We start from the raw sequence: 14085 nt of genomic DNA on the forward strand, positions 1-14085 counted from the left end.
TCATAGCTATTTTCCTATTATCTGATTCATGGCAGCTCTGAAGACGTGTAGTGAAATAGTTGCAGTGTCTTTGTCTGGTGTAAACTGTGAGGCGAGTTGCTTGTAGGGGTGAACGTAGTTTCGGAAGTCTCGCAGGGAGTGACTGTATTGTTTAACGTCCTCGTTGAGGAGGCCAACTTCTCGTGCGCTGTCGATGAGGTTGGCTAGTGACCAATCGTGGAAGGGGAGTGCTTTCCCTTCTTTCCTAGGGGCCGATCTTGCTTGGTTAAATTCCTTGGGGTTGTTTCGTGTCATTCCGAAGAGAACAGCTTCTAGCATGCTTCCTAGCTGGATTACGGTTGAGAGATAAGCTTCGCTATCAGCACAGCGTTTCGCTTCTTCCCAACGTTGTTCTAGTATCGGAATGAGTACTCCTTCGATCGGGAGCTTCTGGAAGTCGAGTGGAGGGAACTCTTGAGAGAGGAAGGCTTCCTTGCTTGTAGTTGTATTGTTAGGCGATGTTTCGCCATTCAGCCGGGTGATGATCTTACGGCACTTTGAGATGCTTTCAGCGTTGGCTAGGTCAAATGCTTCGGCATAGTCGAGGAGGTGTGTGATAGCGCGGCTGACGACTGGGTCCTCTTCTACAGTCCAGTAGGCTCGCATACGTTTAGCCATGGAGTCTCCATTGAAACCGTAGATGTTTGCATAAATGTCGCAATCGTCGATATCGCTCATGAATCCGGCAAATTCACGGCGGGCACTGAAGTTAAGTACATAGCCGCTGGACATCTCTAGAGTGTCTTCTAGCAGCTTTCTATCGATACTGTTGAGCGAAGACATCTAGCTAGCTGGAGTGAGGAGTTTCGGGAGGAGGAGGTCGCGTGTTTCGCGAAGGTTTTTGTTCTTTTTCTCTAACAAGCGTATTGATTCAAATAGAGGCCGTATCCTCGATGTCGCCATCCCATTGATTTGAGCGGTAGGAACAACAGTCTGCATACCTTTTGCGTCACCTTGAGATATGAACGGTTGAGCCGCACCTCTTTTAGGCCATTTATCCTTTCCAAGCGTTGATAAATAGAGGAGCTCAGTGGATAGCCGAGGTGAATCGGACCATAACTGCATTGTATTCTTAATTGAAGACCACTTACCTGCAGCTAACCATGTGCGACCACAGTTCGCTCCAATAGCACTGAGCACTATACCTGTACGCTCATTATCAAAATGGTCGAGGAGGCCATCTTGACCAGCTGCGCTATATGCTACAAATCCCTCTTCTGTGTACGCTTTTTTTGTAGTGGAGGTATCTCCCCATTTTACGGTGGCGATTTCTCCTAGCTTCTTCACTTCCCAGTCTTCGGGGATGGGGCCTAGGGGGGAGTCGTTTGTTAGGGTGAGTTGTGGGGGGAGACCTGCTTTGGTGAGGATGTCTGCGGGGATGCGGAAGTGGACGAACCACTCGCGGTAGAGGGACTGAGCCATGTCCTCAAGGATCTGGATACGGCGCAGGTTGTTCTCGATGAGGTCATCGTAGGCGGAGAGGATGCCTGCGATGCGCTTTTGTTCGGGTAGTGGGGGAAGTGAGACTGGGTAATTAGGAAATGTAGTCAGAGGGATACGGTCGACCGTAGCACCAGTTAGCTTATTAGATTCGATCACATCTCTCCATTGCTTGCTGAAAAAGTAAAAATGTAAGAACCGCGTATCTACAACCTCTGTGTTTGGCCGAATTAAAGCCATTCGTCGACCTAAGCACCCTTTGAAGTTCTTGGGTATTATGGCGTAACGGTTTAGAGTAGCCTCATATGTAAACACGATGTCACCTTCTGTGGGTTCGACTCTTTTAGTCCATCGCGCGAACTCTGAGTCGTGAATGTGACGTATGGTCTTTAAGTCCAGTGAACCTTCATCAGTCACATTTTTAATGCCCAAAAAGATGGGGCCTTCTTCTGCAGGTTTAGGTGTAGCGTGAGGACCGTCATACAGGCCATGATACAGCTCTTTTATTGGGACTGTTCTCCACTCACTCATGCTTCAAGAATCTCTGTGATGTTAGAGGCAATAGTCTGTTCGAGTTCACTCGCTTCGGCGTTGAGCACTTCGAGTTCTTCGTTGAGAGAAGTGAGTTTCTCGATGAAGTCTTCGTCGCTGATTTCTTCACCGGGGGCGACGCCAACGTAGCGTCCTGGGTTCAACGACCATCCTTGTTCTTCGATCGCGGCGCGGTCTGCCGCTTTACAGAGTCCCGGAACGTCCTTGAAGCTGAGTTGCTGGACGTCTGTGCACCCTTCGTCGCCGAAGACCTCAAGGAGCTTGGTTTCGGAGCCGTGGACGAGTTCGAGTGTCTCGCCACGGTAGAGGCGGGCGATGTTGGCGATGAATTCGACCTGAGCTGGAGTGAAGTCGCGGTGGGCGCGGTCAATCTGGCGGTAGATGTGGCGGGCATCGATGAAGAGGACAGTGTCTTCTCGCGGGGTGCCTATTTTTCCTTTGTCAAAGAACCAGAGGGTGGCTGGGAGGGTGACTGTGTAGAACATGTTCGAGGGAGCGGAGAGCATGCAGTCGACCGCACCTGACTCGATGAGCTTCTGGCGGATGTCTTGCTCAGAGGAGCGGGCATCTGAGGCGGAGTTCGCCATGACGAAACCAGCTCTGCCGTTTTCGTTTAAGGAAGAGTAGAACTGCTGGATCCAGAGGTAGTTCGCATTGTCAGTGCGGGGGAGACCGAAGGGGTAGCGTGGGTCGTCAGCGAGGCGCTCCTTGTCGACGTTAGAGACGTTGAAGGGAGGGTTGGCCATGACGTAGTCGAAGCGGCCGGGGCAGTCGTGCAGGTCCTCGTAGAAGGTGTTGCCGATGCGGATGTCTCCAGAGAGATTGTGGACGGTGAGGTTGAGGCGGGAGAGCTTAGCGGTGGCGGTGGTTTTCTCCTGACCGTAGACCGAGATCTCAGAGGTGGGGTTCTTCTGGTGTTCAGTAACGAAGCGGGCGGACTGAACGAACATACCGCCGGAACCACAAGCGGGGTCGAGGATGCGGCCGTGGTAGGGCTCTAAGATTTCGACGATGAGCTTAACCATGGAGGTAGGTGTGTAGAACTCGCCACCTTTCTGACCCTCGCTCATGGCGAACTTGCCGAGGAAGTATTCGTAGATGAGGCCGAAAACATCACCGCCAGACCCTGGCTCGCCGTCCTCGCTGAGTGGGATGGAGCCGATGTCCTTGAGCAGGGAGGCGAGGGTACGGTTGTCGAGGATGTGGTAGGTCTTGGGGAGGACGTCTGCGAGGTCGGTGTTGTGCTCCTCGATACCGCGCATGGCTTCATTGATTGCCTGACCGATGGCTTCGCTCTCAGGCATTTCTAGCAGGAGCTGGAAGCGTGCATTGTCCGGGAGAAAGAGGACGCCCTTCGCATGGTAGTCAGTAGCGCCGATGCTACGACGGCGGCGTGAGCCTTCTGCTGGCTGGATGTCTGCCTGCGCTGCGGAGAATTTTACATCGGCAAAGCGGAGGAAGATCAGGCCGAGGACGATGGGTGAGAACTCGGATGGTTTGAGGTCAGCGTCTGCCCAGAGGGTGTTCGCGGTGCTCCATAGGCGGCGCTCGAGTTCAGCGGAGGAGTCAGAGGTGTCAGCAGGTTCAGTCCAGTGCATAAGAAAGAAGTAAGGATAAAGTAAAAAGGATAAAGTCTAAGTGTGAAGTGAGGCCTTTTGGTTTTATTGGGTGAGTTTGGTGACGATATCTAGGAGGCTGGGGGTGAGTGGCTGGACGCGGAGGTCGATGGGGGCGAGTAGGCCATCGCCCATGAGGATGAGGTTGCCTCGATGGGTGTCTGAGACCACAATCTGGCGCTGTGGTTCGAAGTAGGCGATGTCATTCGCAATCTGGAAGCGCTTCCAGCCAGAGGAGGTGAAGAAATCTTTGATTTGCGCATCGGTGGCGGGTTGGCCGAGGATGGCGGGCTGGCTGATGAGTAAGCGCATGCCTTGGTCAGTATCTAGTGCACCGAGGAACTCGACGGAGTCGCCGAATATTTCGTTGTGCAAGAGCCAACGCTCAAGGTAGGCAATGGGTGAAGCGGCAGGTTCTTCGTCGGCGCGGTGGACGACGAGCATGCCGAAGTGGTCAGGCCAAGTGGCTTTCAGGAAGGAGGCGGAGTCAGGGCGGAACCAGACTTGGTGTTCGTTACCTTCGTCGTCAGGGGAACGTGCTAGCTCTGGCGGCGGGGTGTCGAGGAAGAGGCGGAGCTCTTCTGCGGTGCGGCGGAAGATACCGATTTCTTCTGCGTAACAGGTAGAACCTGCTTGAAAACGCGCAGCTGCTTCACAGCTGTTTCTGAGCTGTGCAACAAGTGTTGGGAGCGAGATTCCCGGAGTTTCTGTGCTGTTTCCATAGTTGGACATTAGTCGTAGGTTTCTAAATGATCAAGTGGGATTTGGTTGAGGAGTGGGGAAGCCGTTGGCTTCAGTGTTGAATGTTCAATGTTGAGTGATGAATGAGAGGGGGAGTTTTCAGATTTCTGGGCGTGATCTTGGAGTGTGTGGAACGACATGGGAGAAACTAACGATGAGGGGGTGTAGCAAGTTCTGTGTTAAGCGTGAAGCTTGAATATTGGGGTGTTTTGTTTTTTGCTCTAATGCTTATAAGGTTAGTGAGTTAGAGGGGTGGTTGGTGATTTGTGATTTGTGATTTGTGATTTGTGATTTGTGATTGGGTGGCGAGGAGTACGTAGCGGGAGTCGGCGCATTTGATGAATGGGAAGTGGTGTTCGAGGGATTTTCCGCATTGGGAGATGGCGCCGTAGTGGATGTCGATACGATCGAATGGGGTAGCCCAAGCATCGTTAGGTTGTTTGATTTCAAGATAGAAGGAAGTTTTGCTAGGGGCGGTGAAGAAGTGGTAGATGGATTCGAAGTTTTTGAGTTTGTTGCTTAATTTACGTGTTAGGGGGCAGTGGGAGAAGCGCGTGATTTGGGTGAGTGTGTCTATGAAGCCTACTGGGCCACCGAGTTGATTGATGATGGAGTGGAGTTCTTGTTCTGTCATACGTGAACCGTAGTTCGCGGGGTGAGACATATGGTGGGCGAGGGTGCGGGAAATCGGAGGTGGGGATTCTTGTGGTTGTTGGGTGTGACGATCGTTTGAGTGTCGAATTATTTCTCGTGCGTTCAGGGAGGTTTAGGGGGAGGTTGGATTGTGTGATGGGGCTGCTTTTTGCCATGTGTTATGGCGGTTTGCGTGTGGGCGGCGTCGCTGTGTGAGGCGACGGTTAGGGAGGGAGTTTGCTATCTAATCGATCATTTGAACTAACAGATTATTTGCGTAATGAGCTAATGGGGAGGAATTTAAGGGCGTAACTTAAACCATTAAATATGGGAAAGGTATTCCTTAGTGAGGCGTGGCACGGTGCCGCGCCTCTTTTTTTATTGGGAGTAGTGGCTGCCGCCTGAAGCAAGCATCAGCGAACCGCTAAAGCGCAAGCAAGCTTGAGCACTCCGAAAAGGAATGTGGGTATTTTTTTGAGGGATGGGTTTACAGGTGAGAAATGTGTGCAATTTTCGTGTGCCACCTTGAGGCAATATAAGCAAAACGACACACACATGGGGGGAGTTCAGTAATGGGCTCCCTCCTCTGCTTTTTGTTTTTTGGAGAGGGAATAATACCATCTCTCGACTCGGAATAGACGAATGGAGTGGGGGAGTCTTGTGAAGTTTGCGCTGCGCGATTTTAGAGTAAGTCGGACTATCTTACAGAATGTCATCGTTGTCATTCAGTTGTCCCGCGCGTGCGGGAGGTCTTCACTCCGCCTTGATATTCTGCAAGCTCATTCCGACGATTCGTCCATTCCGTTTCGCTCAATGGTATGAGTGGTTGTGGGTTTCTACCAGTTGAATGGGTGTTGGGAATTGGTGGGGGGTGGCGTAGAGTAAGGTCTATGCAGCAATTATCCGTAGCAATGATGGTGGGAATGTCAGGCGTGTTGAGTGCCTCGGCGCTTTATGAGACTTCTTTTGAAGGGCGTTCTGACGCCAAGGTGAAGCAGTACCAGGACAATGAGGACGCGGTGTGGAAGTCCGACACCCCATTTGGGATTAGCCGTGATCACGCGAAGTCGGGGAAGCAGGCGCTTCATTTGTTGGGTGGCAAGTCAGAGTTGGTACTCCACCTTCGTGGTGATTTGTCACAGGCGAAGGGTGTGTCATTTGTTGCGGAGCGGTGGACGAGTAAGAGTCCATTTACTTTTAGGGTGGAAGCGAAGCAAGGTGGTAAGTGGGTCGCGTTGACCCCGCTCGATCAGCTTGTCAATGTGGGGCGTGGTTTTCCGAGTTCTGTGCGTTTGGCTTTTCCTGAAGGTGGGGAGGTGAGTGCATTGCGTTTCAGTTCGAACACGCCGGAGAAGTCAGGGGTGTTAATCGACGATTTTAAGTTGCTCAAGAGCGCTCCTGAAAACCCGAGCAAGGCACCGAAGCCCTTTGTGAAGCCTAGCGAACCATTGGAGTTGCTTGAGCACAATGATGTGTTTGTTTCTGGTGAGGATGATACAAAGATTTACCGCATTCCTGCGATCATCACGGCTCAGAATGGTGATTTGTTGGCTGTGATTGATGCGCGGCGGAAGAATGCAGCAGATTTGATTCACCAACGCTCGATTGATATCACGTTCAAGCGTTCCAAGGACAATGGTAAGACGTGGGGGGCGATGGAGACCATTGCTGACCTGCCGGATGGCGAGGGTGCGAGTGATGCGTCGTTGATTCTGAATCGCGAGAATGGTGAGATTTTTTGTTTTTACAATTGGATGGGAAAAACCAAGGAGTTTCGTTTTTACCTTCAGAGTTCCAAAGACCATGGTGTGACTTGGTCGAAGCCAAAGGATTTTACTGATGAGATTGTTCCCAAGGAATGGAATAAGCTCGATTTTAAGTTCATCACCTCTGGGCGTGGGATTCAGACGCGCGATGGTGAGTTGTTGCACAACTTTGTGCATTTGCCGACCCGTTCAGTCTATCTTTATGGCAGCAAGGACGGAGGGAAATCTTGGAATTTCTACGATGCGAAGATTTCACCAGCTGACGAGTCAAAGGTGGTGGAGCTGAGCGATGGGAGATTGATGGTGAATTCGCGTGTTGGGCGCGATTATCGATGGGTGCATCGTTCTGAGGATAGGGGTAAGACTTGGGAGTCTCACAAGGAATACGAGCTTCCTGACCCACGCTGTAATGGTTCGATCATTCGCTACACCAGCACCAAGGATGGATATAAGAAGGATCGCTTGTTGTTTAGTAATGCGGGATCACAAACTGGTCGTGAGAATTTGACCATCCGCATATCCTACGATGAAGGTAAGACGTGGTCGGATGGGAAAGTAGTGAATCCAGGTGCCTCTGCTTATTCATCACTGACGATTCTTAAAGATGGTAGCATCGGGGTTCTTTATGAAAATGGTAACGCACGCACGAAGTTTGCGCGTTTCACCCTGGAGGCCTTGACCGACGGGAAGGACAAGTTAGAGAAGAAGTATACCATCCAGTAGGCTCTGTTTTATTTGCGCTCAGCACGTGGAGGTCTGTGGATACGTCCGCTGTGCTGGGGTGCTAAGATTAGCCAAGGGGGGGGATCTCAGCCCAGCATGGTGTGTGTTGGGCTTTTTTTGTATGGTGTTGGTTGTCGTGGGGGCTCTGTCGGCAGCGAGACGGAGTAGTGTGTTGTTTGAGTGGTGGGAGAATGTGCTTGCTCGTTGGGAGAATCTGCCTAGTTTGCAGGTCCATCGCTCTCCGGGTGATCGCTGCGATGTTCGTTACGAACATGGTAGAGGAAAGTCCGGACACCGTAGGGCATTGCGCCTCGTGAAGAACGGGGGATGCTGGGTTGAAGCTCAGTAGACGGAAAGTGCAGCAGAGAGTATACCGCCGATGGGCCTTCGGGTCACAGGTAAGGGTGAAAGGGTGGGGTAAGAGCCCACCGCGCATCAGGTAACTGGTGTGGCATGGTAAACCCCGCATGGTGCAAGACAAAACAGAGGAAGGGTTGCCCGCCCGACTAGAATCCTCGGGTATTAGTCGCACGACAGCATCGCTGCGTCTGGCTTCGGTCAGGAGACAAATGGTCACCCAGTCCCGCGTAGCGGGATGGACAGAATCCGGCTTACAGGAGGGCGATGGATATTTTAGCGTTTCGGTTTGCGGTGTGCTTCGCTATTTTGACGCCAAAGGAGTATAGGCATAAGGGTCTCAATCATGTTTCATACCAACTCACAAAATTTTCTGGTAGTATTTATGATTGTTAGGTTATGGATTGGGCTACGCCATCGTTTAGGAGTTTCGGCTGCTTTTGCCGTTTCTCTGCGTCATTCGTCAGTCATGGTGCACGCACCACTTCTTTCTCATTCCTTGAGAAACGGCAAAATCAGCTCGAAAATACTACCAGAAACTTTTGCTCATTGGTATAAGCCTGAAGTCATTCAGACTTCTAGTCGGTTTTTGCTAGATCCCAGAGTTGGCTTCGCCACTCTGGGCTTGGAGCCGAAACATCGATGAGGTTTTTCAAGAGGCTGAGCGCAAGCTGGTTTGCGCAGAGGTAGTGAGGGGATTTAGTTGGTTTCTTCGAGGAAGTCGTCGTCGGTTTCATCGTGTGATTCGAGGTGGTCCTCTTCTTCGATGGTTTGTCCGGCTTCGATGGCAGCGAGGCGCTGGTGTTCTTCTTCGTGTGAGACGATTTGCAAGGTGGCGTTGATGCCATCGCGGATGGCTGCGGCTTTGAGGACGTTGCGGATGGCGCTGGCGGTGAACCCGTTGCGGCCGATGAGGATGGCGACGTCTGCTTTGTTTAGGATAAGGCGGAAGCGCACGTGGTTGTCAGTGGCTTCGGCGACTTTCAGCTGGGCTTCACTTGGGTGAGAGATAAACTGAAGGGCAACGAACTGGAGGAAATTGCGAATTTGTTCAGTGGTCTCATGCATAGGCATACAATCTAACCAAGTGGGCAAACTCTCAAGTGAAAAGTGGGAATCTTCTTGTATGTTTTGGTCAGTGGTTGAAGACTTCGCGCATGCGCTACGCGGACAAACTTTCACAACGATTGACGACGACAGGATCCCGGCTTTGTGTGGGATTGGACCCTCGACCTGATGATTCTGGTGGTATCGAGGCGATTCCGGAATTGCTGAAACGTGTGGTGGGTGAGACGTGGGAATACGCGGCGGCTTTCAAGCCCAATATGGCGTATTTTGAAGCGATGGGTATCAGAGGGTTAGAGATTTTAGAGGAAATGTTAGGTGAGATGCCAAAGGAGGTGCCAGTGATTTTGGATGCGAAGCGTTCGGATATTGGTGAGACTCAGAAGTATTATGCGCGTTCGTATTTTGAGAACTGGGATGTTGATGCCGTGACATTGAATCCATTTTTGGGTTACGACACGATGGAGCCATTTTTGGACTGGGAAGGTAAGGCGATTTACATTTTGGCGGTGACCTCAAACCCTGGGAGTGCGGATTTCCAGCGGCAGATGGTTGGCGACAGGTATGTGTTTGAGTTAGTGCAGGATATTTGTGCGCGCGCAAAGAAAGAGGGGCGAAAAACAGATGTTGGCATGGTGGTTGGGTTGACGAATGCGAGCGATGACGTGCTGGGACGCATCCAAGATTTCCCATTATTAATTCCAGGGCTAGGTGCTCAAGGGGGGGATTTAGAAAATATGGCAGGCAAGGGGCGAGTGGCTCCTGACACGATCAATGTCTCTCGCGGCATCATGTACAAAGAGATGGAGAAAGGTTATGGGCAAAAAGCTAAGGAATGGGCTGACAAGATTGCTGCGGCCTACCCTTGTGTTTAAGTTGCTCAAATTTGTGGCTGATTTAGCTCCTCGCAGCGTTGGTAATTGAGTCATCCCGCGCGTGCGGAACTTCCACAATCACCGCCTTGCCAGTCACTCAACCATCTCTCATCGACCAGCAAATCTATTTGTCCACACCGCCTAGTGTAGTGACTGTGCGATCTGATCAAAATTGCGTTGAGAATGATGGTTGTAGATTGGCTTCTGCTGTTAGGAATAGAGATAAGCGCGTTCTTTTAGTATTTTGACCATCCATTTCTGACACTAGACTCGATATCATGATTAAGTCTCTGAGGTTGATTGATTTCCGCTGTTTTGCGACGCTTTCTATGGAGTTGCGTGATCGGGGAGGGATATTCATCGGGGACAATGCTCAGGGCAAGACGTCGATTTTAGAGGCGATTTGTGTATTGCTTCGGCTTCAATCTCCGAGAGCAAAGTCGATGCGCCCTCTGGTTCGGTTTGAGGCAACAGGTGCTGGGGTTGCGGGTGAGTGTTGGGAGCAAGAGTTGACGATACGCTACGGGAGAGGAGGTGTGCAGTTAGGGATAGACGGTGAGGAGGTGAGCACTCAGAACCAATACTTGGCACAGAGCGGGTTGATCGTTTGGATGGGGAATGAGGATATTGAGCTTGTTAGGGGGAGTGGTGGTATTCGCAGGCACTACTTAGATTTTCTATGCTCTCAGTTAGATTTAGGCTACCGTAGGGCGCTGAGTAGATATCGTCGTGCATTGAAGGCTAGGAATGTTTTATTGAAAGACCCAGTTTCTCGTGAAGCTGAGTTGGATGCATACACGGAGATATTGATCGAGCATGGTGACTACCTGCACGAGGTGCGGCAAAGGATAGTTGCTATGTTGGAGCCGCGGGCGAGTGAAGCGCAGAGCAACATCAGCGGACGAGATGAGATTCTGAGTTTGCAGTATGTCGCCGGCAGCGAAGGAGGGATGCGAGAGGCGCTGGCGGTGTCGCGAGAAAGTGAGCGACGCCAGAGGCAGACCTTAGTGGGGCCGCATCGCGATGATGTGAAGATATTTATCCACGGCATGCCAGCTTCGGAATTTGCCAGTGAAGGTCAGCAGCGCACGATCGCGTTGGCGTTAAAGTTGGCTCAGGGTGAGGCGATTGAGGCTGATGCTGGGAAGGTACCGATTTATTTACTAGATGACATTTTTGGCGAGCTCGATCCGAGTCGTCGCAATGCTTTGATGGCTCATTTGCCAGTGGGTGCGCAGAAATTCATCACGACAACCTCGGTTGATTGGTTGGATGGTGGTTGGGGTGAATGGCCGCTTTACAGGGTGTGTGACGGTAAGGTGAGTAAGTGGGAGAGGGACAATTCCGTTGAATGATGAGATTTCTGCGCTAAAAGCTAAAGTGTCATGAATATTTCCCGCCTGATTACGTCCAATTTTTTGATGGGCGATGTTGCGAGCGAAGCCAACGGGAATGGTGGAGGGGATGGACCGACGGACTTTCAGCTAGTGCAGCTGGCGCAATCGGGTGACTACGCGGCATTTGACACGTTGGTAACTCGTCATCGAGGAAAGGTATATGCAATGATCATGAACATGGTACGAAATGACGCAGACGCATGGGATTTGGCCCAGGATTCTTTTGTGAAGGCGTGGAGAGCACTGCCGAAGTTTGAGAACCGTTCACAATTTTCGACGTGGCTGTTTCGTATCAGTCACAATGTTGTGTATGACTGGATGCGCAAGAAGAAGCATGAGAGTGAGGGGGAGCTCAATGAGGAGATGCAGTTGTCGGATCGCATGGATATGAGTGCACGCACGGCACCTAAGCAGGCGGCACGGCCGGATGAGGCGCTTGGGCGTGTGGAGCGGCAGGTAGAAATTCAACGTGCCTTAGATCAATTAAGTGATGAGCATAGAGAGACGATTTTATTACGAGAGATTCAAGGCATGGAATATGCTGAGATTGCAGAGGTGATGGAATGCTCAAAAGGGACAGTTATGAGCCGATTATTTTATGCCCGTAAGAAACTTCAAACATTATTGAAACCATGAAAACTCCTGACAAATCAACAATTCAAGCCTGGCTCAATGGGGAGCTTGAGGGAAATGCTCTGCGTGAAATGGAAGCTTGGGCTGAGGAGAATGCTGATCAGCTTGAAAAGGAAATGGGATGGGAAGGTCTGTCTGAAGAGCTTGTCGAGCATGTGCCTGCTGACGAGGAGCCGCCCTACGCAGAGTTTTTTAACGAGCGGGTGCGTCATCACGCGATAGAGCTGGCAGCCAGCAATGAGGAAGTCGCTGAGAAAGCTAGCTTGTGGGCGAAGTTTCAATGGTTATTTGCGCCTGCTGCATTGGCGGGGATGGCGTTGTGTTTTTTCTTAGGCACACGGGTGGAGCCGAAAGGGCAGGAGGTGGCAGCGGTTCTGGATGGTGTGTACACGCCAGTGAGTGGGGTGAGCTCTGAGGTGATCGTGGCTGGAGAAAGTACCGTGATCGTGCTTGAGGGATTGGAGGAAATTCCTGAGTCCTTGGACATTGTGTCTGGTGATTCGAGTGTCGGCGTGAGTCCAAGGATGTTGGTGAAAGCCGAGAGGGAAACGCTTTATTATTAAAATGCGATGAGAATCATTTTTCAAATCTTAGTGTTAGTGGCTATCTGTATGCGGATAGAGGCAGCGGATGTTGGCAAGGAAGTCATTGGCCGGATGCAGGTGACTGTTTATTATGGCACAGATGCCAACCCAGCAGCGGCGGGTGAAAATCTGCAGGTTGTGAGTGGTGAGGTTGAGCAAAAGCTACGTTCACTTCGTAAAACTGGATACGAGCACTACAGAGTGTTAGGTTCTGATAGGAAGCCTGTGTTTAGGAGTTACGAGAATTGGTTGGCGCCGCTCAGTCCATCTGAGGAACTGTTGATTAGTTTTGAACCACGGGGGAAGGCTGAAGGCGCTAAGCTCATGTTAGATCTCGAGTTGTGGCAGAGTAAGCGCAAGATCATGAAGGCGGGTCCGACATTAGAGAAGGGGAAGCCGTTGTATATTTTTGGGCCAAAATGGCGTGGTGGTCGACTTTTGCTGGCCATTGAGTTAGTTGAGATCGTACAGTGATTTTGCAATGAAACGGCTGCTTTTGATCATAACGGGCATACTGACATCTCTGGTCTATGGTGCGGGGGAATTAAGTTTTGAGACCAAGGAGCAATCTGTGGATGCGGCTGCGGATGCGAAGAAGGTGGAGGTGCTCTTTCCATTTAAGAATACCTCAGACGAGGATGTGATCGTGGAGCGCTATGATGCGCCGTGTACTTGTATGTCGGCCATGCTGAAGGGGGGCGAGAGGCTGTCTAAAGATGGTCCGGTACTCTTCAAGCCAGGTCAAGAGGGGGTGTTTAAGGGGGTGTTTGAGTTGGGGAATTTTAAGGGTACGGTGGATAAGAAGATTGTGGTTTGGGCGCGAGGTGATTCGGATGAGAAGCCATCGATTATTCTATCGACGAAGGTGACGATTCCCTATTTGATTGCGGCTTTTCCGCATTCACTGGTGTGGGATTTAGGTGCAGAAGCTGAGTCTAAGGAGATAGTGGTTAAGGTGGACCACGAGGATCCAATCAAGATAGTGAAGCATTCATGCTCCAGTCCTGAGGTAGAGTACACTTTCGAGACAGTGAAGGAGGGCTACGAGTACAAGTTGACAGTGACCCCTAAGACCACGAAGAAAGTTCTTTTTGCTGCGCTCAGGCTGACAACGGACAGTAAGAATCCACGTTACAAGGTGGTGCAGACCTTTATGACTGTGAAGCCTAAGAAGAAATGAAGTGGATCTTGCAGAGTGTCGTATTTGTGGTGATTTCGGCCATTTTTGCCGTGGGAACGTTTCTCGTGCTAGGTGGGCCTGATCGCACTGTCCCCTGCGTGCAAGCTGAGATGAAGGATGTCCATGTGTGTCTGGAGACGGTGTTAGTAGATTGGCAGGGTGATGTTCTATGGGTAGATGCTCGGAGTCGAGCGGAGTTCGAACGTGAGCGTTTGGCTGGGGCTTTGTTGATACCGGAGAATGATGCGGATAACCAATTGGCTGTGCCGATACACATGGAGAAAATTGGCATGGCGGGGGTGAACGGACAAAAGCTCGTGGTGTATTGTGCGACAGATGCCTGTGGCAGCAGTGAGTTTGTGGCAAAGAAAATCCGTGATACAGGCTTTCACTCAGAGGTGTATATTCTACACGGTGGGTGGAAGGCGATCCGCGCAGATGCGGATCGCTTAACTACAGAGCAGGGGAAGTGATAGTGAGGTTG

General features: G+C 51.1%; 15 protein-coding genes and 1 other RNA gene. 9 read left to right on the forward strand and 7 right to left on the reverse strand.

The window, feature by feature from the left end:
• Positions 1–6: 6 nt before the first annotated feature.
• The 6 genes from ACFSW8_RS04465 to ACFSW8_RS04490 form a co-directional block, all read right to left on the reverse strand.
• A complete protein-coding gene (locus tag ACFSW8_RS04465) occupies positions 7–822 on the reverse strand; it encodes a hypothetical protein (RefSeq protein ID WP_377090288.1) in 816 nt (271 codons plus the stop codon).
• Complete coding sequence (locus ACFSW8_RS04470; RefSeq protein ID WP_377090289.1) at positions 823–2010, reverse strand: restriction endonuclease subunit S; 1188 nt, start codon at positions 2008–2010, stop codon at positions 823–825. It lies immediately after the preceding gene.
• Positions 2007–3629, reverse strand: a complete 1623-nt coding sequence (locus ACFSW8_RS04475) for a class I SAM-dependent DNA methyltransferase (RefSeq protein ID WP_377090290.1) — start codon at positions 3627–3629, stop codon at positions 2007–2009. The genes ACFSW8_RS04470 and ACFSW8_RS04475 overlap by 4 nt, the downstream gene beginning before the upstream one ends.
• 63 nt (positions 3630–3692) lie before the next feature.
• Positions 3693–4379: a putative polyvalent protein kinase domain-containing protein gene (locus ACFSW8_RS04480; RefSeq protein WP_377090291.1), complete on the reverse strand. Its 687-nt coding sequence runs from the start codon at positions 4377–4379 to the stop codon at positions 3693–3695.
• Positions 4379–4528, reverse strand: a complete 150-nt coding sequence (locus tag ACFSW8_RS04485; protein ID WP_377090292.1) for a hypothetical protein — start codon at positions 4526–4528, stop codon at positions 4379–4381. Before ACFSW8_RS04485 ends, ACFSW8_RS04480 begins: the two co-directional genes overlap by 1 nt.
• Positions 4529–4632: 104 nt before the next feature.
• Positions 4633–5022, reverse strand: coding sequence for a hypothetical protein (locus ACFSW8_RS04490; protein WP_377090293.1), 390 nt, complete (start codon positions 5020–5022; stop codon positions 4633–4635).
• 889 nt (positions 5023–5911) lie between these two features.
• On the opposite strand from ACFSW8_RS04490, the gene ACFSW8_RS04495 reads away from it, so the two are divergent.
• Positions 5912–7510 carry a sialidase family protein gene (locus ACFSW8_RS04495; RefSeq protein WP_377177560.1) on the forward strand — a complete coding sequence of 533 codons (1599 nt, stop codon included), beginning with the start codon at positions 5912–5914 and terminating at the stop codon, positions 7508–7510.
• Between the two features lie 233 nt (positions 7511–7743).
• Positions 7744–8140, forward strand: an RNA gene (rnpB, locus tag ACFSW8_RS04500) — RNase P RNA component class A.
• A gap of 426 nt (positions 8141–8566) precedes the next feature.
• Here the strand turns inward: rnpB and ACFSW8_RS04505 are convergent.
• Complete coding sequence (locus tag ACFSW8_RS04505) at positions 8567–8935, reverse strand: KH domain-containing protein (RefSeq protein ID WP_377177562.1); 369 nt, start codon at positions 8933–8935, stop codon at positions 8567–8569.
• A gap of 89 nt (positions 8936–9024) precedes the next feature.
• Between ACFSW8_RS04505 and pyrF the strand changes: the two genes are divergently transcribed.
• The 7 genes from pyrF to ACFSW8_RS04540 all read left to right on the forward strand — a co-directional run bounded on the left by pyrF (position 9025) and on the right by ACFSW8_RS04540 (position 14074).
• Complete coding sequence (gene pyrF, locus ACFSW8_RS04510; protein ID WP_377177564.1) at positions 9025–9807, forward strand: orotidine-5'-phosphate decarboxylase; 783 nt, start codon at positions 9025–9027, stop codon at positions 9805–9807.
• 278 nt (positions 9808–10085) lie between these two features.
• Positions 10086–11162: a DNA replication/repair protein RecF gene (recF, locus tag ACFSW8_RS04515; RefSeq protein WP_377090306.1), complete on the forward strand. Its 1077-nt coding sequence runs from the start codon at positions 10086–10088 to the stop codon at positions 11160–11162.
• Between the two features lie 30 nt (positions 11163–11192).
• Positions 11193–11840, forward strand: a complete 648-nt coding sequence (locus tag ACFSW8_RS04520; protein ID WP_377090307.1) for an RNA polymerase sigma factor — start codon at positions 11193–11195, stop codon at positions 11838–11840.
• Positions 11837–12400: a hypothetical protein gene (locus ACFSW8_RS04525; RefSeq protein ID WP_377090308.1), complete on the forward strand. Its 564-nt coding sequence runs from the start codon at positions 11837–11839 to the stop codon at positions 12398–12400. The genes ACFSW8_RS04520 and ACFSW8_RS04525 overlap by 4 nt, the downstream gene beginning before the upstream one ends.
• 6 nt (positions 12401–12406) lie before the next feature.
• Positions 12407–12895 carry a hypothetical protein gene (locus ACFSW8_RS04530; RefSeq protein ID WP_377090309.1) on the forward strand — a complete coding sequence of 163 codons (489 nt, stop codon included), beginning with the start codon at positions 12407–12409 and terminating at the stop codon, positions 12893–12895.
• 7 nt (positions 12896–12902) lie between these two features.
• The gene (locus ACFSW8_RS04535; RefSeq protein ID WP_377090311.1) at positions 12903–13601 is read left to right on the forward strand and encodes a DUF1573 domain-containing protein; all 699 of its coding nucleotides are present in this window, start codon (positions 12903–12905) and stop codon (positions 13599–13601) included.
• Positions 13598–14074, forward strand: coding sequence for a rhodanese-like domain-containing protein (locus tag ACFSW8_RS04540; RefSeq protein WP_377090312.1), 477 nt, complete (start codon positions 13598–13600; stop codon positions 14072–14074). The genes ACFSW8_RS04535 and ACFSW8_RS04540 overlap by 4 nt, the downstream gene beginning before the upstream one ends.
• Positions 14075–14085 lie beyond the last annotated feature (11 nt).

Origin of the sequence: Rubritalea tangerina, from assembly GCF_042683245.1 — a bacterium.
GTDB classification, from domain to species: Bacteria; Verrucomicrobiota; Verrucomicrobiia; order Verrucomicrobiales; family Akkermansiaceae; genus Rubritalea; species Rubritalea tangerina.

Bases quoted from the DNA above. Each gene is read 5' to 3' on its own strand.
- ACFSW8_RS04485 (WP_377090292.1), bottom strand. From the start codon at position 4,528: ATGTCGTTCCACACACTCCAAGATCACGCCCAGAAATCTGAAAACTCC.
- ACFSW8_RS04520 (WP_377090307.1), top strand. From the start codon at position 11,193: ATGAATATTTCCCGCCTGATTACGTCCAATTTTTTGATGGGCGATGTT.
- ACFSW8_RS04465 (WP_377090288.1), bottom strand. From the start codon at position 822: ATGTCTTCGCTCAACAGTATCGATAGAAAGCTGCTAGAAGACACTCTA.
- ACFSW8_RS04530 (WP_377090309.1), top strand. From the start codon at position 12,407: ATGAGAATCATTTTTCAAATCTTAGTGTTAGTGGCTATCTGTATGCGG.
- ACFSW8_RS04535 (WP_377090311.1), top strand. From the start codon at position 12,903: ATGAAACGGCTGCTTTTGATCATAACGGGCATACTGACATCTCTGGTC.
- ACFSW8_RS04475 (WP_377090290.1), bottom strand. From the start codon at position 3,629: ATGCACTGGACTGAACCTGCTGACACCTCTGACTCCTCCGCTGAACTC.
- pyrF (WP_377177564.1), top strand. From the start codon at position 9,025: ATGCGCTACGCGGACAAACTTTCACAACGATTGACGACGACAGGATCC.
- ACFSW8_RS04470 (WP_377090289.1), bottom strand. From the start codon at position 2,010: ATGAGTGAGTGGAGAACAGTCCCAATAAAAGAGCTGTATCATGGCCTG.
- ACFSW8_RS04480 (WP_377090291.1), bottom strand. From the start codon at position 4,379: ATGTCCAACTATGGAAACAGCACAGAAACTCCGGGAATCTCGCTCCCA.
- ACFSW8_RS04525 (WP_377090308.1), top strand. From the start codon at position 11,837: ATGAAAACTCCTGACAAATCAACAATTCAAGCCTGGCTCAATGGGGAG.
- ACFSW8_RS04540 (WP_377090312.1), top strand. From the start codon at position 13,598: ATGAAGTGGATCTTGCAGAGTGTCGTATTTGTGGTGATTTCGGCCATT.
- recF (WP_377090306.1), top strand. From the start codon at position 10,086: ATGATTAAGTCTCTGAGGTTGATTGATTTCCGCTGTTTTGCGACGCTT.
- ACFSW8_RS04495 (WP_377177560.1), top strand. From the start codon at position 5,912: ATGCAGCAATTATCCGTAGCAATGATGGTGGGAATGTCAGGCGTGTTG.
- ACFSW8_RS04490 (WP_377090293.1), bottom strand. From the start codon at position 5,022: ATGACAGAACAAGAACTCCACTCCATCATCAATCAACTCGGTGGCCCA.
- ACFSW8_RS04505 (WP_377177562.1), bottom strand. From the start codon at position 8,935: ATGCATGAGACCACTGAACAAATTCGCAATTTCCTCCAGTTCGTTGCC.